Here is a 17,444-nt window from a genome sequence, read left to right as displayed (position 1 = left end):
AATACCCCGGCTGAAGAAGCGCCGGCCACGCAGCAGTAAGCTCGGGCCAACTGGACGATATCGAAAGGGCGCCTTCGGGTGCCCTTTTCTTTTGCCGCTGCATGGCTGTTGAAGCGCGCTTGGCCGAGGGAAATGCCTCGCAGCGTCTTGCGCGCGACAAGCCCTTGCGCCAAACGGAACGCAGTCGATCCTGAGATTGCTTGCTTCGAGGCAGATCATGTCCACCAGTATTTCCCCGCTCGCGCCTAAAAGCTTTCCCGATATGCCTGCCATTGACGGCGTGCGGATCGCCACCGCGCAGGCTGGCATTAAGTACAAGAACCGCACCGACCTCCTTGTGATGGTGTTCGACGAGGGGACTGCAGCCGCCGGCGTGTTCACGCGCTCGCGCTGCCCGTCGGCGCCGGTTGATCTGTGTCGCCAGAACCTGGGCGGCGGCATCGCGCGTGTGCTGGTTGTGAATTCCGGCAATGCCAACGCCTTCACTGGCAAAAAGGGACGCGAAACCACGCAGGCCACCGCGAAGGCCGCTGCGGCTGCCGCAAATTGCGACGAGGCAAACGTGTTTCTGGCGTCCACCGGCGTGATCGGCGAGCCGCTCGATCCCGCCCGCTTTACGCATCTGCTGGCCGATCTCGCTTCATCCGCCGAGCCCTCGCTCTGGGCCGATGCCGGCAAGGCGATCATGACCACGGACACCTATCCGAAATATGCCACGCGCACGGTCGATCTCGGCGGCACGTCCGTCACGATCAACGGAATCGCCAAAGGTGCGGGGATGATTGCTCCGGATATGGCGACCATGCTGTCCTTCGTCGCCACCGATGCGCCGATCGCGGCACCCGTGTTGCAGGCGATGCTGTCGGACGCTGTGACCGGCACGTTTAATGCCGTCACTGTCGATAGCGACACCTCCACCAGCGACACGCTGATGTTGTTTGCCACCGGCAAGGCGGCCGGTCGTGGTGCGCCGGCGATCGATGCGATCGACGATCCGCGTCTCGATGCCTTCAAGGCCGCACTCGCCGACCTCCTGAAAGTCCTGGCGCTTCAGGTCGTGCGTGATGGCGAGGGCGCGCGCAAGGAAGTGGAAATCACCGTTACGGGTGCTGAAAGCGACCACTCCGCCAAGCGCATCGCGCTGTCCATTGCCAATTCGCCGCTGGTGAAAACGGCCGTGGCGGGTGAGGACGCAAACTGGGGCCGCGTCGTCATGGCCGTCGGCAAATCCGGCGAACCGGCCGACCGCGATCGCCTGGCGATTTCCTTCGGCGACATCCGCGTCGCCCACGAAGGCGAGCGCGATCCCGCCTATTCGGAAGCCGCGACATCCGCCTATATGAAGAGTGACGAGATCCTGATCACGGTCGATATCGGCCTGGGCGACGGCAAGGCGACCGTCTGGACCTGCGATCTCACCAAGGACTATGTCGCCATCAACGGTGATTACCGGTCTTAGGAATTACCTATGCCAAATCATCTTCCGGATCGCTCATTGCATCTCGGCCTCGTGCGCCGCTTCGAAGCCGCGGGCTTTCGCGCCTGGCCGGCTGCGGATGTGCAATATGACGGCACCTGGGTGATCCGGCTGACGCCTGGCCATGACGCCAAGCGTTTGAACTCGGTCAATCCGCTCGATCCCGGCGATCTGCACGATCTCGACAACCGCATTGCGCGTGCGGCCGAACGCTTCGCCGCCGCCGGCCGCCCGCTCACCTTTCGCCTGTCGCCGCTGGCCGGCGAAAAGCTCGAAGCGCATTTCGATGCCGCTGCCTGGGACACGATCCGGCCTTCGCTGGTGATGGCGCTTGGTCTGGAAGGCGACACGCCGGTTGGCGATGCGATGGACCAGATCCCACTGAAAGATGTCGATCGCTTCATCACCGCAGCGCTCGAAGTGCACGGCCTTGGTCCTGCGCGCGCTCCGGGTCTCACCGACATCATTCGCGCCATCGAACCGGAAGTCGGTTTGTTTGCGCTGGAAGCCGAGGATCATCCGCTGGCGTCGGCGATCTGCGTTCAGGATCGTGATCTCGCCGGCCTGTTCGAGGTCGCGACCCATGTGAAGGTTCGCGGGCAGGGTTATGGCCGTCGTGTGGTTCTGTCGGCCTTGAAATGGGCCAAGCTGCGCGGTGCCAAGCTCGCCTGGTTGCAGGTCGAAGCCAACAACGAAGTCGCCATCAAGCTCTACCGCTCGATCGGCTTTGAGGCGGTGTACGGCTATCACTATCGCCGCCCGCAAGGTGCTGTCGTGGAAGCGGAAGCATGAGCGACGCCAAGAAGCTTGTTCTGGTTGTCGCCTGCGCACTGGTCGATGCCGACAACCGCGTGTTGCTGGCGCAACGGCCGGAAGGCAAGTCGCTTGCCGGTCTGTGGGAATTTCCCGGGGGCAAGGTCGAGGCCGGCGAAACGCCCGAGCTGGCCTTGGTGCGCGAGTTGAAAGAGGAGCTGGGCATCGACACCAAGGTGAGCTGCCTCGCGCCGCTGACTTTTGCCAGCCACACCTATGACAGCTTTCATCTGCTGATGCCGCTCTATGTCTGCCGCCGTTACTGGGGCACGCCGCAGCCACTGGAAGCCCAGGCGCTGAAATGGGTACGACCCAACAAGCTACGTGATTACCCGATGCCGCCCGCCGACGAGCCGCTGATCTCGCATCTCATCGACCTGCTTTGAGACCGGTCTGAACCCAATCCTTACCGGCAGGCTTAACAAAGCTTTTAGGCACTCGTGACAATTTGAAGGCAACAGCAAGGTTTAAAACTGCTGATGCCAACAGGAGAGTCAACGATGCGCAGGGATATGAACTTGCCACCGGAGCCGAGCAGGCACGAAGCCTTCTTCTCGGCCTGCCGATCCGTCCTCGTCCGCTCAGCCCTTCTTTTCAGCACGGCCGGCGTCGCGCTGACCCTGTTTCTGGCGCCGATGATGGTGCGGGAAGAGCGCGGTGTTATGGGCAGTGTCGGAAGCAGTGTCATGGGCAGCAGCGACCTCGATTACTCCGCCACCGGCAGCATCAACACACCGGGCACCTACACGGTCCGCCGCAGCGTCCTGTCGCAGAAGCCAGGCGGGGTTTGCGTCATCCGCGACGATGGCCGTCAGGTCGGCGACTGCTGAAACGTCCAAGTCTCTGCTTTGACACGCCGAATTCTTAATGCCTGACGGCAAGGATGCACCAACACAGGGTTTGGGCATCCGAGATGATCCGACGGTTTATCAGGGACGAGCGTGGGGCCACGATGGTCGAATACGGCCTGATCGTCGCTTGTCTCGCGCTCGCCGTGTTGGTCGGCTTCGGCAATGCCACAAACGCGCTGACTTATCTCTGGGGCAATAACAACAGCCGCCTCATCCAGGCTCTGGACGCTGATCAGTAATCAGCGCGGTTTCAGCGCCTCGGCCAGCGATGCCGTTGCACTGCCGCGCGCTGCCGGCTTCTGCTGCGAGGCATGCGGCGCCCAGCCCGACAGCCAGACGATCGAAAAGGTTGCGCGGATGCGCCCGTCCGGATCGGAATAGCGCTCCGCGTAGATTTCCGAAGCGCGCATGAACAGCGCCAGGTTTGCCGGCTTGCGGCTGCGGGCGATCATGGCGTTGGCCGCGCCCATCGCGCGCAGATCCTTCATCAAGGCAAACAGGTTGTCGTAGCGCACGGTCAGCGTTTCGAGATCGGCCACCGGCAGAGCGAAGCCCGCGCGCTGGAGCAGACCGCCGGCATCGCGCACGTCGGTGAAAGGCAGCACGCGCGGGCTCGCCCCATCGCTCAACTCCGCTTCCGCCTGAAGAAAACTGTCGCGCAATTCTGCCAAAGTACCGGCACCCGGAAACGCCGCCAGAAACAAACCGTCGGGCCTGAGCGCACGCCGGATCTGGATCAGGGTGCCGGGAATGTCGTTCGCTTCATGCAAGGACAGAAGCGACACGATCAGGTCCATGCTTTCCTGTTCGAGCGGCACGGTTTCGGGCGCGGCCACCTGACCTTCGCCGTCGTTCAGAAGCTCGGGCATCGCTTCTACGCGGGTGACATGATCGACCTTGCCGCTGGCCTGAAGGGCCGATGCCGCGTGTCCGGTCAGCGAAAACAGCGTCGCGGCATCTGGAAAGCGCCGCTCCACAGTCGCCAGCCGCTCAAGGAGATCGTCGGCGCTCAGCCGCATCAGGAAGTCCACGCCATTGGCGGGGCCAAGTGCCAATGCGCGGCGTTTGTGCTGGAGGCTCAGCGCGGTATCGACAATCGGCTCCAACGCTGGCACTCCTGGCAGATCATGAACAGAGGGGGTGCTTTTACGTGTTCGCCGCGCCTTTGATCAAGACACGGCTTTTGTCAGCGCCGACGTTCCTTGCCCGCGCCGCCGGTAAACTCCTGTTCCCGCCGATCTGCCTGGGCTGCCAAACACAGGTCGCCGTGCCCGGATCGCTTTGCGGCCCCTGCTGGTCCAATCTGCGCCTGATCGACAGGCCGTATTGCCCGGTGATGGGCACGCCGTTTCGCGAAGACAAGGGCGACAGCTTCCTGTCGGCTGAGGCCATCGCCAACCCGCCGCCTTTTGCGCGCCTGCGCTCCGCCGCCATCCATACCGGCCTGGCGCGCCGCATGGTAGGCGACCTCAAATATCGCGATCGCACCGATCTCGCCCCCTGGATGGCGCGCTGGATGCTGCGCGCCGGCAGCGAACTGCTCGACCAAGCCGACCTCATCGTCGCCGTGCCCTTGCACCGCCGCCGCTTCTTCCAGCGTCGCTACAACCAGTCCGCCGAACTCGCCCGCAGTCTGTCCGCCCTGACTGGCCTTCCCTTCGAACCCGACCTCATCCACCGCACGCGGCCCACACGCCAACAGGTCGGCCTTCATGCCAAACAGCGCCAGGACAATGTCCGCGGCGCCTTTCGCGTGCACCCAAAAACCAAGACCAAGCTCAAAGGCAAACGCGTGCTCCTGATCGATGACGTTTACACCACCGGCGCCACCGTCTCCGCCGTCACCCGAACCCTCCTGCGCAACGGCGCATCAGCCGTCGACATCCTCACCTTCTCCCGCGTTTTGCCCGACCAGCTCGATCTTGAAGAGGATGAAGGGTGAGGCGAGGGCTTTGACGAAGGGGCTGTAGTGGATTATATTTCGGAGGTGGGAAGCAGGCTGCATACCTACTCCCCGTTTTGCCTTTAGATGAAGATGTTGACCCGGAGTGCTATTGACCAGCCGCTCCGGGTCTTCTTCATTTGAAAGCTGACGTTCAGTGGCAGAAACCACATCATCCTCACCTCCATTTTGAAGGCAAGGCTTTTGCCTCAGTCGGGAAAGCCCATCTCTCCCGATCGCGCCGGCTGATCGGGGCGCTGCTGCTTCTGCCTTCACCTGAAAACCAGCCATCTTCTTTATTGCAGGGTTTGAACCCTAACAAGCGGCGAGGGCTTCCAGCCGCCTTTGCGCATCTCTATATAGGCGGCTCAAGGATTTCTGATGGGAACGCATATGGCTGATGTTGTGATCTATACGCGCGTGGGCTGCGGCTATTGCACGGCGGCCAAGAAGCTGCTCGACAAGAAGGGCGTGTCTTACACCGAGCATGATGCGAGCTTCTCGCCGGAACTGCGCCAGGAGATGATGACGCGCTCGAAGCGCTCGACCTTCCCGCAGATCTTCATCGACGACACCCATGTCGGCGGTTGCGACGACCTGCATGCGCTGGATGCATCTGGCAAGCTGGATCCGCTTCTGGCGGCCTGAGGATCTCCCATGGCGATTTTCACCGCTGCAGCCGTGCAGATGTGTTCCGGCACCGAAATCGCCGAAAACATCGCGGCGATGGAAAAACTGGTCCGCGAGGCCGCAGCACGCGGCGCCACCTATGTGCAAACGCCGGAAATGACCGGCGCGCTGGTGCGGGACCGTCCAGCGTTGCGCGCCATGTTGCGCACTGAGGCTGAAGACCTTGTCGCACAGGCCGGTCAGCGTCTGGCTGGTGAACTCGGCATCACCCTGCATATCGGCTCAACGGCCATCGCGCTCGGTGATATCAGCGAAAACGGCAAGGTCGCCAACCGGGCCTTCCTGTTTGGGCCCGACGGCGCGCGGATCGCCACCTACGACAAGATCCACATGTTCGACGTCGATCTCGACGGCGGCGAAAGCTGGCGCGAATCCGCGACCTACCAGCCCGGCGCGCAAAGCGTGGTGGCGACTCTGCCTTTCGCCACGCTCGGCATGGCCGTGTGCTACGACCTGCGTTTTCCGCAGCTGTTCCAGGCGCAGGCACTGGCCGGCGCCGAGGTACTCACCGTTCCCGCCGCCTTCACGCGCCGGACCGGCGAAGCGCACTGGCATGTGCTGCTGCGCTCCCGGGCCATCGAGAACGGCGCTTTCGTGATCGCAGCCGCGCAGTCCGGCCGGCATCAGGACGGGCGCGAAACCTTCGGCCATTCGATGATCATCGATCCGTGGGGTGCCATCCTGGCCGAAGCCACGAGCGGGGAACCGCAGGTGATTACGGCCGAGATCGACACCGCCAAGGTCGCGGACGCCCGCAAGAAGATCCCGAACCTGCGCAACGCTCGCACCTTCGATGTCGCGCGGGTTGGCGCTCAGGGGCAGGCACAGGCCGCGGAATGATCTCCTATTCGCTTCATTGCACTGAAGGCCACGACTTCGAAGCCTGGTTCCGCAACGGCGATGATTACGACGCGCAGTCTCAGCGCGGCCTGGTGACATGCCCGACCTGCGGTTCAGCGAAGGTCAGCAAGGCGCTGATGGCGCCTGCCGTGTCCACCGGCAAGCGGCGTGAGAAGCTCGCGCTGGCAGCTGGCGCTGAACAGGCCAAGATGATCGCGCAGCTGCAGGACCTAGCCCGCAAGGTGCGGAGCTCAGCCGAAAATGTCGGCGACAAGTTCGCCGAAGAAGCGCGCAAGATCCATTTCGGTGAAACGGAAGCGCGCGGCATTTACGGCGAAGCCACGTTAGAAGAAGCGAAGAGCCTCGCCGAAGATGGCGTCGGGTTCCTGCCACTCCCGGCTCTGCCTGAAGAGCAGAATTGATGCATGGGCCGCTTACCTAGCCAATAGCGCTTATCCGTTGGAGAGGAGAATGATGTCGCAGAAACGTACCGCAATCCGGGCCGGCCTGCTGGCATCGCTTTTGTTATGGGCGGCACCGGCATTATCTCAGAGTGCCGGCGAGGTCGTCGATGGCGCGTTTGCCAAGATGCATGCGGCCGAAACCGAACAGGATTTCATGCAGGCCGCGCAGGAGGTCGTGCGTCTCGGTGATGCAGCCATCCCGGATCTGACGCGACGCTTCGTTGCCGCACAGGATGAAGCAGGCCGGATCGAGACGAGCTACCTGCTTGCCACGATCCTTGCTCAATCGAAGTTCCAGAACAAAGTGCCCGAGCTTCCACCAGAACTCGTTCCGACACTCGCCAAGCTCCTGCATGAGCCGGCGGATATCGCGCTGGAAGCCAATCTTGCCAATCTAGCGGGTTTTGCGCCGCCTCATCCCAAGGAGCTAGCGCCCGGACTGCTGGCTCTTCTGGAACGTACGCAAGAACCTAATCTTCAGGCGACCACGTCGGCGGCCCTAGTTTATCAGGGGGAAGGCGTTGTGCCATTCGTTCAGGAGGCTCTGTTACGAAGCAATGATGATCGCTTCAGCGGCAACCTCGCGCATATCCTGCAAGGAAGCGAAACGTTTCCAAACGATGTGAAGGCGAAGCTTCGCAGCTTGCTTGGATCAGATGATGCGGAAGCCCGTCAGATGGCATCCCGCACCCTGTCGAAAGCGGGCGAGCGCGATCCGGCAATGCTGAATGCTGCTCTGCGGGATCTGGAAACCGCGCAATCGGAGATGGATCTTGCAAGGGCGACCATTCGCGTTGAAGAAAACACCGATCGAAGCCAACGCGTTGCGGATGCGTTGAAGACGGCCTTCGAGACTAAAGCTAACCGCATCGAAGAGCGCCGACAGATTATTGTAGCGCTTTCGAAGTCCGGTCCTCCGGGACTCCAGGCCTATCTCGATCTCGTGAAAAACGCGCCGAACGTCGAAGTGTTCGAGCATCTGACGATCGCGGTACCGAGCGAACTCAAGAACGATCCGCGCATGGCCGATCTTCTCATCTCCGCTTTGATCGCTGCGAAAGATGAGAAGATGGTCAAGAGTGCAACCTTCGCGCTCGCAAAGCTGCCTGATATCGCGCAGCCGGCGATCAAGGCAGCCCTTGCTCGCGACAACATCGAAGTCGAGACCATGCAGCGACTGCATGCCGTCGGCGCCGTGGCCGGCTGGCCGCCATTGCAGCAGTAAACTTTAGCCTCAGTTGAAGCCCGGCCGTTCCGCCAGCACCATGTAGTTCACGTCCATGTCGCGGGACTGGCCCCAGCGGTCGGCAAGGGGGTTGAAGGTCACGCCCGTGCGGTCAATGACGCTCAGGCCGCCGGCGCGCAAGGCGGTTTCCAGCTCTTCCGGGCGCACCAGCTTTTCGAACTGATGCGTGCCGCGCGGCAGCCAGCGAAGCACATATTCGGCGCCGATGATGGCGAGGCCCCAGGCTTTCAGCGTGCGGTTGATCGAGGCCACGAACATGATGCCGCCCGGCTTCACCATGGCAGATGTCTTGGAGATGAACAGGTCGACATCGGCGACATGCTCGACCACTTCCATGTTGAGGATGACGTCGAACTGCTCGCCGGCATCGGCCAGCGCTTCCGCAGTGGTGGCGCGGTAATCGATCACCAGGTTGCCTTCGGCCGCATGCAGCTTGGCGACCTCGATATTGGTTTCAGAGGCGTCGGCACCGACAACCGTCGCGCCCAGACGCGCCAGCGGCTCGCACAACAGGCCACCGCCGCAACCGATGTCGAGGATGCGCAGACCGTCGAACGGGCGTGCGGCATGCGGGTCACGGCCGAAGCGGGCGGCAACCTGATCGCGGATATAGGCCAAGCGCACCGGGTTGAACTTGTGCAGCGGCTTGAACTTGCCGGTCGGGTTCCACCACTCGGCCGCGAGCCGTGAAAAGCGCTCGACTTCGCCGGTATCGATCGTGGTTCGCGCGATCGCGGTTTGCGCTGCATCCGCCATGACAAAGGTCTCCGGTTAGGCGTATCCCAAGTCGGGCGCAGCCGCTGTGAAGTCAAGGGAATAGCAAAGCGTCACGCGCGTAGGATTGACGCGGTTTGTTCTCGACATGCATGAAAGCAGCCGCCAAAATAGGGCACCGTCATGAGCTCATCAGGGCTCGGGCCCATCCGCGTCTGGATGGCTGGACGGTTTGCAGGGGTATGATGATCTGGCGTCGGTTCTTTCTGGCCGCAGCGGGCCTTTTGTCGTGCGGCGCAGCGTCGGCAGTGGAACTGAACACGCCGCTGGCCGGCGGCGATGAGGACCTGACGCTGTTCGGCCCGCGGCTGGAAGCCGTGCAGGGCGCTCCGGTCCCCTTGCCGCCCGGCTCGTCAGCTGCGCTGGAAACCTTTGCCGGAACCCTTGTGTTTTCCGAATCCCGGCTCGGCACGACAGGGGCGGGAACGGAAGTCGATGCGCGCCTCGACAAGGATCCCTTGTTTTTTCCAGCCGTGCGGCTGCGCTTCAGCACGCTGGGCAGTGATCTTGTGCCTGCCACGCAGGAGACCATCCGCATCGGTTCGCTACCCGGCGATGCCGGCTATTGGGATGTGAAGGTTGCACTAGGAAAGGTCTGGTCGGACCCTGCTGATGGTGGCTGGTCGCGAGCGTCGTTTCCGTTTGCGCTTGTGTCACCCTCCGGCGAAATCAGCCATCATGGACACGCCACGTTCCGCTATCGCGGGCGTGAAATCAGTCCCGTCAGCTACCGGCTTTTTTCTCTGCCCAACGAAGACGCGGCAAAAAGCTTCGCAGCAGCCGGCGTGCTGATGCCACGTCTTGACCGCGAAATCTTCTCGCTGCCGGAAGACTAGCGCGCCGAAGACGCCGTTGCGTCCGGCTGTGGCATCGCGTCGATGCGCGCGGCGGTGAGTTCCTGCAACCGCCAGAGATAGCGGTCGTGGATGCCCATTTCTTCCAGGTGCGACACGGTGGCGAACAGATATTCCGCCATGGAGCCGCGAAAGCCGCAGGCGGTGGCCAGCACGTCGGCGGTCTGCTCGTCGCTGAGATCGCCGATATAGCGGCCACTCTTGCGGTTCATGGCAAAGGTCAGAACGGTGAGGCGGCCACCGTCTGTTTCCACTGGGATCCAACGCGGCGGAAAGGCAGTCGGCCGCATGCTCATCTCGCGCCGAAGGAGGCGGTGGATATTGGCGTCCAGCGCATCGTCCGGCAGGCGGTAGACCACGCCGGTGCAGGAGCCGCCGCGATCGAGCGCCAGCATCACGCCCGGCTGTTCGCGATTGCCCCGGAAGCGATAATCCCAGCCAAGACAAAAGGCGCGATGCCAGCCGCGGGCGCGCGCGATGCGTTTGTCCGTGAAATCGAAATCCGGGTTCCAGATCAGCGAGCCATAGGCGAAGACCCACAAACCGTCCTTCGGCGCCTGCGCGATCAGGTCGGCGGCGATCTCGTCGTAGTCTGCCTGCGTGATCGGCACCATGCCGGGAACCGGCTGGAAGCCTGGATCGGGGATGTCGCGGGCAAGCCGCGCGACATGATCGGCGGTGAGTGTCATGGATCTCTGTTTTTGAAGGCGGGGCATGCGTGGTCCTGCAAATTCCTTTGCGGAAAGGTTAGGCATCGCAACAGCGGAAGCAAGCCGGTTGCTTGCGCGGCGAACGGGTTTTGGTTATGGACGCCGCATCCGCCTCGGGCTTCCGCCGGAGGCATCTTCAAGCATTCAAGCGCCAAGTACCTCGACCGGGATATGCGCGTACAACTCTAAAGGCAGCAGATCCGTGGCGCGTATCGTGATGAAATTCGGCGGAACCTCCGTCGCCGACATCGCCCGCATTCGCGTGGTGGCCCAACACGTCAAACGTGAAGTCGATGCCGGCCATGAAGTGGCGGTGGTCGTGTCCGCCATGTCCGGCAAGACCAACGAGCTGGTTGCCTGGGCGCGCGACGCTTCGCCCATGCATGATGCGCGCGAATATGATGCCGTGGTCGCGTCCGGCGAACAGGTGACCGCAGGTCTCCTGGCGATCGCCCTGCAGCATATCGGCATCGATGCGCGGTCCTGGGCCGGTTGGCAGATCCCGATCCGCACCGACGGCGCGCATGGTGCGGCCCGCATCACCGAGATCGACGGGTCGGAACTCGTGCGCCGCTTCGGCATCGGCCAGGTGGCGGTGATCGCCGGTTTCCAGGGTATCGGCCCGGACAACCGCATCGCGACGCTTGGCCGTGGCGGTTCGGATACGAGCGCGGTCGCCATCGCCGCTGCCGTGAAGGCCGATCGCTGCGATATCTATACCGACGTGGACGGCGTTTACACGACCGATCCGCGCATCGAGCCCAAGGCGCGCCGCTTGAACCGCGTTTCCTTCGAGGAAATGCTGGAACTGGCCTCGCTCGGCGCCAAGGTTCTGCAGGTTCGCTCGGTCGAGCTTGCGATGGTGCACAAGGTGCGTACCTTCGTGCGTTCGTCTTTCGAGGATCCCAATGCGCCCGGCATGGGAGATTTCCATAACCCGCCCGGCACACTCATTTGCGACGAGGATGAAATCGTGGAACAGCAGGTCGTGACCGGTATCGCTTATGCCCGCGACGAAGCGCAGATATCGCTCCGCCGCGTTTCGGATCGCCCAGGTGTTGCGGCCGGCATCTTCATGCCGCTGGCCGAAGCCAACATCAATGTCGACATGATCGTCCAGAATATTTCCGAGGACGGTTCGCGCACCGACATGACCTTCACCGTTCCGGCGGGCGACCTCGACAAGGTTCGTGTCGTGCTCGACCAGATCCAGAAGGACATCGGCATCGACACCGTGCAGTCCGAAAGCGGCATGGCCAAGATTTCGGTGGTCGGCATGGGCATGCGCTCTCATGCCGGCGTCGCGGCGATGGCTTTCAAGGCGCTGGCCGATCGCGGCATCAACATCCGTGCGATCACGACGTCTGAAATCAAGATTTCCATTCTGATCGACGCGGCCTATACCGAATTGGCGGTTCGCACGCTGCATTCGGTCTATGGACTGGACAAGCAGTAGCTTAAACGCTCAACTTCGGGGTGAGGTTGGTTGGCCAGCGGATGCGTTCCGCCGGCCGTTAAGGTGATACGATCGATGCGTGACCAGGCCGCAGGACCGCGAGTGCTTTTGAAGCGCCTGCGCGAGCTTATGGCCGAAGCGCTGGAGCCGCAGGAACGCCTCGACCGCATCGTGCGCGAGATCGCGCAGCAGATGGTCGCCGAAGTCTGCTCGCTTTACGTGCTGCGCTCCGACTCGGTTCTGGAACTCTATGCCACCGAAGGCCTGAACCCCGGCTCCGTCCACCTTGCGCAGTTGCGGCTGGGGCAAGGCCTCGTCGGCACGATCGCGGCCTCGGCCCGCGCGCTGAACCTTACTGACGCGCAGCAGCACCCGGCCTTCGCCTATCTTCCGGAAACCGGCGAAGAGATCTACAACTCCTTCCTCGGCGTACCGGTTTTGCGCGCGGGTCGCACGCTTGGCGTTCTCACCGTGCAGAACCGCACGATGCGCCATTACCGCGAAGACGAGATCGAGGCGCTGGAAACCACCGCCATGGTGATCGCCGAGATGATCGCCACCGGCGATCTGGCGCGCCTGACGCGGCCCGGTCTCGAACTCGATCTCAGCCGTCCCGCTTCGTTCAACGGGCTTGCCTTCAACGACGGTGTCGGTCTCGGCCATGTCGTGCTGCACGAGCCGCGCGTTGTCGTCACCAACCTGTTCAATGAAGACAGCGAGGAAGAACTCGGCCGTTTGACCGAGTCGCTCGACTCGCTGCGGCTTTCCATCGACGACATGCTGTCGCGCCGCGACGTGGCGTTTGAAGGCGAACACCGCGCGGTGCTGGAAGCTTACCGCATGTTCGCGCATGATCGCGGCTGGGTGCGTCGCCTGGAAGAAGCCGTGCGCAACGGTTTGACCGCGGAAGCCGCTGTGGAAAAGGTCCAGAGCGACATGCGAGCTCGCATGCAGCACATGACCGATCCTTATCTGCGCGAGCGGATGAGCGATTTCGACGATCTCGCCAACCGTCTGCTGCGCCAGTTGCTTGGCCGTGGGCCGGATGGGTTGGGCGAAGCGCTGCCGCGCGATGCGGTCGTTGTTGCCCGCCAGATGGGTGCGGCCGAACTGCTCGATTATCCGCGCGACCGCGTGCGCGGCCTCGTTCTGGAAGACGGCTCGATCACCAGCCATGTGGTGATCGTCGCACGCGCGATGGGCATTCCGGTGGCCGGTCAGGTCAAGGGCGTCGTGTCCATGGCCGAAAATGGCGACGCGATCATCGTCGATGGCGAAGAAGGCCAGGTCCATCTGCGTCCGCAATCGGATGTGGAAGCCGCCTTCGCCGAAAAGGTCCGCTTCCGCGCCCGCCGCCAGGAGCTTTATCGCGAGTTGCGCGACCGCCCGTCGAATTCGAAAGACGGCGTGCATGTCGATCTGCTGATGAATGCCGGTCTGGCCGTCGACTTGCCGCAACTCGATGAATCGGGTGCCGCCGGCATCGGCCTGTTCCGCACCGAGCTGCAGTTCATGGTGGCCGCGACCTTCCCGCGCGCCGAAGCGCAGGAGCGGTTGTATCGCGATGTGCTGGATGCCGCCGGCCCGAAGCCCGTGACCTTCCGCACCATCGATATCGGCGGCGACAAGGTGCTGCCTTACTTCAAGGGTGCGCTGAACGAAGAGAATCCCGCGCTCGGCTGGCGCGCCATCCGCCTCACCCTGGATCGTCCAGGCTTCCTGCGCACTCAGTTGCGCGCCTTGCTCAAGGCCGCCGGCGGGCGCGAATTGCGCTTGATGCTGCCGATGGTTACCGAGATCGACGAGATCGTGCAGGCGCGCGAGCTGCTGGACCGCGAAGTGCGCCATCTCTCCCGATTTGCGCATCATCTGCCGACCAAGCTGAAGCTCGGCGCTATGCTCGAAGTGCCGTCGCTGATGTGGCAGCTCGACGAGCTGATGGCCGCCGTCGACTTCGTGTCGGTGGGCTCCAACGATCTGTTCCAGTTCATCACCGCCACCGATCGCGGCAGCGCGCTTTTGTCCGACCGCTTCGATCCGCTATCCGCGCCATTCCTGCGCGCGCTCAAGCAGATCGTCGATGCCGGTATCAGGCATAAGACGGCGGTGACTTTGTGCGGCGAACTTGCCGGACGCCCCTTGTCCGCCATGGCCCTGATCGGCCTCGGCTTCCGTTCCATCTCCATGTCGCCAGCCGCGATCGGCCCGGTGAAGGCGATGTTGTGCGAACTGCCGGTGGCGGACCTCGAAGCCTGCATGGCCGATCTGCTCGGCCACCCCAATGCCCGCCATTCCGTTCGGTCGGATCTGCAAGCCTTCGCGGCCCAGCACGGCGTGCCTCTCTGATATCTTGGAATCCTGATGGTCAATCTTCCTGCTGAACGCATGGATCAGATGCTGCGCCGCTTCGACTTCGTTGAAGCGCAGATGTCGGCCGGTCCGGATGCTGAAACCTATGTAAAGCTCGCTTCGGAATATTCCGAGCTGCAGGACATCGCCGCCAAAATCCGCGAACTCAACGCAGCAAAGACCGAACGCGCCGATCTCGATGCCATGCTCGGTGACCCGGAAATGCGGGCCCTGGCGGAAGCCGATATTCCCGATCTGGAAGAGCGTATCGAAAAACTGGAATCCGACATCCAGATCCTGCTTCTGCCGCGCGATGCCGCCGACGCCAAGAACGCGATCCTGGAAATCCGCGCCGGCACCGGCGGCGACGAGGCCGCGATCTTCGCCGGCGATCTGTTTCGCATGTATGAGCGCTATGCCTCGACTCAAGGGTGGAAGGTCGAGCTGGTTTCAGCCTCGGAAGGTGAGGCGGGCGGCTACAAGGAAATCATTGCCACCGTTTCCGGCAAGGGCGTGTTCTCGAAGATGAAATTCGAGTCTGGCGTGCATCGTGTCCAGCGCGTGCCGGCCACCGAGGCCAGCGGCCGTATTCACACCTCGGCGGCAACCGTCGCTGTTTTGCCGGAAGCCGAAGACGTCGACATCGAAATCCGCAACGAAGACATCCGCATCGATACGATGCGCGCTAGCGGAGCCGGCGGCCAGCACGTCAACACCACGGATTCGGCCGTGCGCATCACGCATATTCCGTCCGGTATCGTGGTGGTGCAGGCGGAAAAATCGCAGCATCAGAACCGCGCCCGCGCCATGCAGATCCTGCGCGCCAGGTTGTTCGATGCCGAGCGCACCAAGCTGGCGGATGAGCGCTCGGAAGCGCGCCGCCTGCAGGTCGGTTCTGGCGATCGCTCGGAGCGCATCCGTACCTATAATTTCCCGCAAGGCCGCATCACCGACCATCGCATCAACCTCACGCTCTACAAGCTCGACCGTGTGGTGGAAGGCGATCTCGATGAGCTGGTCGACGCCTTGATTGCCGATCATCAGTCCAAGCTGCTTCTGGCGCTCGGCGATGCCTGATCACCGGACATGACAAGCGGATCCCAAGCGCTGCGCGCGCTCCGTGACGCGTTGCGCTCAGCCGGTATAGAAGGGGCTGACTTCGACGCGCGGCTTCTGCTCGAACACGTAACCGGCTTGAGCGCGCTTGATCTGGTGCGCGATCCCAACCGTATTTTGACGACCGAGCAGGCGGTAGCGCTCGATGCCGTTCAAGCGCGCAGGCTCCGAGGCGAGCCGGTGCACCGCATTCTCGGCTATCGCGACTTCCACGGCCTGCGCTTCAACCTGTCGCCGGACACGCTTGAACCGCGTCCCGACACGGAAATTCTGGTGGATGCCGTTGCCCCCTGGTTGCGCACGCGCATCGAAACCACCGGCGCCTGCCGTTTGCTTGATCTCGGCACGGGATCCGGCGCCATTGCCGTGTCGCTATTGAAGGAGGTTGTGGAGCTGCGGGCCGTCGGAACCGACCTGTCCGCAGGCGCCCTTGAAGCGGCCAACGGCAACGCCCACATCAATGGGGTCGCGGACCGGTTCGAAACCGTTCGATCCGACTGGTTTGCGGATGTGACGGGGTGTTTCGACGCCATCGTGTCCAATCCCCCTTACATCGCGCATGGCGAGATCGACGGTTTGTCGCGCGATGTGCGCGATCACGATCCGATGCGCGCGCTGGATGGCGGCGAAGATGGGCTTGATGCTTATCGCGCGATAGCTGAGGGCGCAGGCAGCTTTCTCAGTGCAACGGGCATTATCGGCCTGGAGATCGGCTGGGATCAGAAGTCGTCAGTGTCGACAATCTTCGAGGAGGCCGGTCATGCTTTGATCGATGCCCGGAAGGACTACGGCGGCAATGACCGCGTGCTGATCTTCCGCGCCTGATCCCCCATAAAACGGGCGCATTCGCCGCAACCTTGGGGTGGTGCACAACAAGGGTTTACCCGAAAAAGCACTTGGCAACGTCAATCTTTGTCACTAGGGTCCAAGGCACCGGATGACGAAGCAGGCAGTGCCGTTACCGATTCGGGATCCAAGAACTGATACTGCCTTCTTGCGTGATGAGCGCCTGTGCTTCGTGCGGGGATCGTCCGGCAAGTGTTTTAGGAAAAGATGACGTCACGGCGGTGGACTGCCGCGCTTTGTGCGCAGCAAGCGGCCCTAACACTGACAGATCGGATCGTTTGGTGACGGCGTGTATCACGCGGCCAGACATCCCTTCCGCGATCCCGAAAACTCCCCTTCTTCAGTTTACGAGCTAGGTCAGAAAGAACTAGGATGAGGCCACAACAGCAAAACCGGCGTATGCGCGGTCGCAACGGCGGTAACGGCAACAACAATAATAACAACAACAATCACAACAATAACCGCAAGGGCCCGAATCCGCTGACCCGCTCCTATGAGAGCAATGGGCCGGACGTGAAGATCCGCGGTTCTGCGATGCAGATTGCCGAAAAGTACACGACGCTGGCCCGCGATGCGCAAAGCTCGGGCGACCGCGTGATGGCCGAAAACTATCTGCAGCACGCCGAGCATTACAACCGCATCATCGCAGCCGCCCAGGCGCTGCTGCCCCAGCCGGTCGTGCGCGATCAGCGCAGCGATTTCGACGACGATATGGACGAAGACGGCAACGGCATGGAGATGCCGCAGAACGGTCAGTCCAACGATGGTCAGCAGCAGCCGCAGGACGGCCAGCGCGATCAGATGGATGGCCGCGATCAGAGCGATCGCCGCGACACCCGCGACAACCAGGGTTATCGCGACAATCAGGGCCGCGACAATCAAGGTCAGCGCGAGCAGCGGGAACCGCGCGAACAACGCGAGCCGAATGGCCAGCGGGATCAGCGCGAGGGCCGCGAGCAGCGTGACCCGAACGGCCAACGCGAGCCCCGTGAACAACGCGAAGGCCGCGAACAGCG

Annotated in this window: 19 protein-coding genes; 16 read left to right on the top strand and 3 right to left on the bottom strand. The window is 62.6% G+C overall.

Going from position 1 to position 17,444, the window contains the following annotated elements:
• Positions 1-217: 217 nt before the first annotated feature.
• From argJ to RTX98_RS14960, 5 genes are all read left to right on the top strand, one after another.
• Positions 218-1,459, top strand: a complete 1,242-nt coding sequence (gene argJ, locus RTX98_RS14980) for a bifunctional glutamate N-acetyltransferase/amino-acid acetyltransferase ArgJ (RefSeq protein WP_312797605.1) — start codon at positions 218-220, stop codon at positions 1,457-1,459.
• A gap of 9 nt (positions 1,460-1,468) precedes the next feature.
• The gene (locus RTX98_RS14975; protein WP_312797603.1) at positions 1,469-2,269 is read left to right on the top strand and encodes a GNAT family N-acetyltransferase; all 801 of its coding nucleotides are present in this window, start codon (positions 1,469-1,471) and stop codon (positions 2,267-2,269) included.
• The gene (locus tag RTX98_RS14970; protein WP_312797602.1) at positions 2,266-2,676 is read left to right on the top strand and encodes a (deoxy)nucleoside triphosphate pyrophosphohydrolase; all 411 of its coding nucleotides are present in this window, start codon (positions 2,266-2,268) and stop codon (positions 2,674-2,676) included. Before RTX98_RS14975 ends, RTX98_RS14970 begins: the two co-directional genes overlap by 4 nt.
• A 126-nt stretch (positions 2,677-2,802) precedes the next feature.
• Complete coding sequence (locus RTX98_RS14965) at positions 2,803-3,120, top strand: hypothetical protein (RefSeq protein WP_312797601.1); 318 nt, start codon at positions 2,803-2,805, stop codon at positions 3,118-3,120.
• 83 nt (positions 3,121-3,203) lie between these two features.
• A complete protein-coding gene (locus tag RTX98_RS14960) occupies positions 3,204-3,380 on the top strand; it encodes a Flp family type IVb pilin (protein WP_312797600.1) in 177 nt (58 codons plus the stop codon).
• On the opposite strand, the gene RTX98_RS14955 is transcribed toward RTX98_RS14960, so the two are convergent.
• Positions 3,381-4,247: a methyltransferase domain-containing protein gene (locus RTX98_RS14955; RefSeq protein WP_312797599.1), complete on the bottom strand. Its 867-nt coding sequence runs from the start codon at positions 4,245-4,247 to the stop codon at positions 3,381-3,383. It abuts the gene before it with no gap.
• A gap of 44 nt (positions 4,248-4,291) precedes the next feature.
• On the opposite strand from RTX98_RS14955, the gene RTX98_RS14950 reads away from it, so the two are divergent.
• The 5 genes from RTX98_RS14950 to RTX98_RS14930 all read left to right on the top strand — a co-directional run bounded on the left by RTX98_RS14950 (position 4,292) and on the right by RTX98_RS14930 (position 8,302).
• Positions 4,292-5,083 carry a ComF family protein gene (locus RTX98_RS14950; protein ID WP_416223135.1) on the top strand — a complete coding sequence of 264 codons (792 nt, stop codon included), beginning with the start codon at positions 4,292-4,294 and terminating at the stop codon, positions 5,081-5,083.
• Between the two features lie 393 nt (positions 5,084-5,476).
• Positions 5,477-5,731: a glutaredoxin 3 gene (grxC, locus tag RTX98_RS14945; protein ID WP_189505281.1), complete on the top strand. Its 255-nt coding sequence runs from the start codon at positions 5,477-5,479 to the stop codon at positions 5,729-5,731.
• A 9-nt stretch (positions 5,732-5,740) separates the two neighbouring features.
• Positions 5,741-6,613, top strand: a complete 873-nt coding sequence (locus RTX98_RS14940) for a carbon-nitrogen hydrolase family protein (protein WP_312797598.1) — start codon at positions 5,741-5,743, stop codon at positions 6,611-6,613.
• Positions 6,610-7,035, top strand: a complete 426-nt coding sequence (locus RTX98_RS14935; protein ID WP_312797597.1) for a DUF1178 family protein — start codon at positions 6,610-6,612, stop codon at positions 7,033-7,035. Before RTX98_RS14940 ends, RTX98_RS14935 begins: the two co-directional genes overlap by 4 nt.
• 49 nt (positions 7,036-7,084) lie before the next feature.
• Positions 7,085-8,302 (top strand): hypothetical protein, encoded by a 1,218-nt coding sequence (locus tag RTX98_RS14930; protein ID WP_312797596.1) that lies wholly within the window; start codon positions 7,085-7,087, stop codon positions 8,300-8,302.
• Between the two features lie 9 nt (positions 8,303-8,311).
• On the opposite strand, the gene ubiG is transcribed toward RTX98_RS14930, so the two are convergent.
• Complete coding sequence (gene ubiG, locus RTX98_RS14925; RefSeq protein ID WP_312797595.1) at positions 8,312-9,079, bottom strand: bifunctional 2-polyprenyl-6-hydroxyphenol methylase/3-demethylubiquinol 3-O-methyltransferase UbiG; 768 nt, start codon at positions 9,077-9,079, stop codon at positions 8,312-8,314.
• Between the two features lie 200 nt (positions 9,080-9,279).
• On the opposite strand from ubiG, the gene RTX98_RS14920 reads away from it, so the two are divergent.
• The gene (locus tag RTX98_RS14920) at positions 9,280-9,933 is read left to right on the top strand and encodes a hypothetical protein (protein ID WP_312797594.1); all 654 of its coding nucleotides are present in this window, start codon (positions 9,280-9,282) and stop codon (positions 9,931-9,933) included.
• On the opposite strand, the gene RTX98_RS14915 is transcribed toward RTX98_RS14920, so the two are convergent.
• The gene (locus RTX98_RS14915) at positions 9,930-10,640 is read right to left on the bottom strand and encodes a gamma-glutamylcyclotransferase (protein WP_312797591.1); all 711 of its coding nucleotides are present in this window, start codon (positions 10,638-10,640) and stop codon (positions 9,930-9,932) included. The genes RTX98_RS14920 and RTX98_RS14915 overlap by 4 nt on opposite strands.
• A 223-nt stretch (positions 10,641-10,863) precedes the next feature.
• Between RTX98_RS14915 and RTX98_RS14910 the strand changes: the two genes are divergently transcribed.
• The 5 genes from RTX98_RS14910 to RTX98_RS14890 form a co-directional block, all read left to right on the top strand.
• Complete coding sequence (locus RTX98_RS14910) at positions 10,864-12,117, top strand: aspartate kinase (RefSeq protein WP_312797590.1); 1,254 nt, start codon at positions 10,864-10,866, stop codon at positions 12,115-12,117.
• A 75-nt stretch (positions 12,118-12,192) separates the two neighbouring features.
• A complete protein-coding gene (gene ptsP, locus RTX98_RS14905) occupies positions 12,193-14,463 on the top strand; it encodes a phosphoenolpyruvate--protein phosphotransferase (RefSeq protein ID WP_312797588.1) in 2,271 nt (756 codons plus the stop codon).
• A gap of 15 nt (positions 14,464-14,478) precedes the next feature.
• On the top strand, positions 14,479-15,543 hold the full coding sequence (gene prfA, locus RTX98_RS14900; RefSeq protein ID WP_312797587.1) for a peptide chain release factor 1: 1,065 nt from the start codon (positions 14,479-14,481) through the stop codon (positions 15,541-15,543).
• 9 nt (positions 15,544-15,552) lie between these two features.
• A complete protein-coding gene (gene prmC, locus RTX98_RS14895) occupies positions 15,553-16,407 on the top strand; it encodes a peptide chain release factor N(5)-glutamine methyltransferase (RefSeq protein ID WP_312797586.1) in 855 nt (284 codons plus the stop codon).
• Between the two features lie 420 nt (positions 16,408-16,827).
• Positions 16,828-17,444, top strand: a 617-nt coding sequence (locus RTX98_RS14890) for a DUF4167 domain-containing protein (RefSeq protein ID WP_416223134.1), incomplete at its 3' end; no start/stop codon positions are given.

Source organism: Tianweitania sp., assembly GCF_032053605.1.
Taxonomy (GTDB): Bacteria; Pseudomonadota; Alphaproteobacteria; order Rhizobiales; family Rhizobiaceae; genus Tianweitania.
The sequence above is the reverse complement of the archived record's forward strand: the minus strand, read 5'-3'. Positions and strand labels throughout refer to the sequence as shown.

Bases quoted from the DNA above. Each gene is read 5' to 3' on its own strand.
- argJ (WP_312797605.1), top strand. From the start codon at position 218: ATGTCCACCAGTATTTCCCCGCTCGCGCCTAAAAGCTTTCCCGATATG.
- RTX98_RS14975 (WP_312797603.1), top strand. From the start codon at position 1,469: ATGCCAAATCATCTTCCGGATCGCTCATTGCATCTCGGCCTCGTGCGC.
- RTX98_RS14970 (WP_312797602.1), top strand. From the start codon at position 2,266: ATGAGCGACGCCAAGAAGCTTGTTCTGGTTGTCGCCTGCGCACTGGTC.
- RTX98_RS14965 (WP_312797601.1), top strand. From the start codon at position 2,803: ATGAACTTGCCACCGGAGCCGAGCAGGCACGAAGCCTTCTTCTCGGCC.
- RTX98_RS14960 (WP_312797600.1), top strand. From the start codon at position 3,204: ATGATCCGACGGTTTATCAGGGACGAGCGTGGGGCCACGATGGTCGAA.
- grxC (WP_189505281.1), top strand. From the start codon at position 5,477: ATGGCTGATGTTGTGATCTATACGCGCGTGGGCTGCGGCTATTGCACG.
- RTX98_RS14940 (WP_312797598.1), top strand. From the start codon at position 5,741: ATGGCGATTTTCACCGCTGCAGCCGTGCAGATGTGTTCCGGCACCGAA.
- RTX98_RS14935 (WP_312797597.1), top strand. From the start codon at position 6,610: ATGATCTCCTATTCGCTTCATTGCACTGAAGGCCACGACTTCGAAGCC.
- RTX98_RS14930 (WP_312797596.1), top strand. From the start codon at position 7,085: ATGATGTCGCAGAAACGTACCGCAATCCGGGCCGGCCTGCTGGCATCG.
- ubiG (WP_312797595.1), bottom strand. From the start codon at position 9,079: ATGGCGGATGCAGCGCAAACCGCGATCGCGCGAACCACGATCGATACC.
- RTX98_RS14920 (WP_312797594.1), top strand. From the start codon at position 9,280: ATGATGATCTGGCGTCGGTTCTTTCTGGCCGCAGCGGGCCTTTTGTCG.
- RTX98_RS14915 (WP_312797591.1), bottom strand. From the start codon at position 10,640: ATGACACTCACCGCCGATCATGTCGCGCGGCTTGCCCGCGACATCCCC.
- ptsP (WP_312797588.1), top strand. From the start codon at position 12,193: ATGCGTGACCAGGCCGCAGGACCGCGAGTGCTTTTGAAGCGCCTGCGC.
- prfA (WP_312797587.1), top strand. From the start codon at position 14,479: ATGGTCAATCTTCCTGCTGAACGCATGGATCAGATGCTGCGCCGCTTC.
- prmC (WP_312797586.1), top strand. From the start codon at position 15,553: ATGACAAGCGGATCCCAAGCGCTGCGCGCGCTCCGTGACGCGTTGCGC.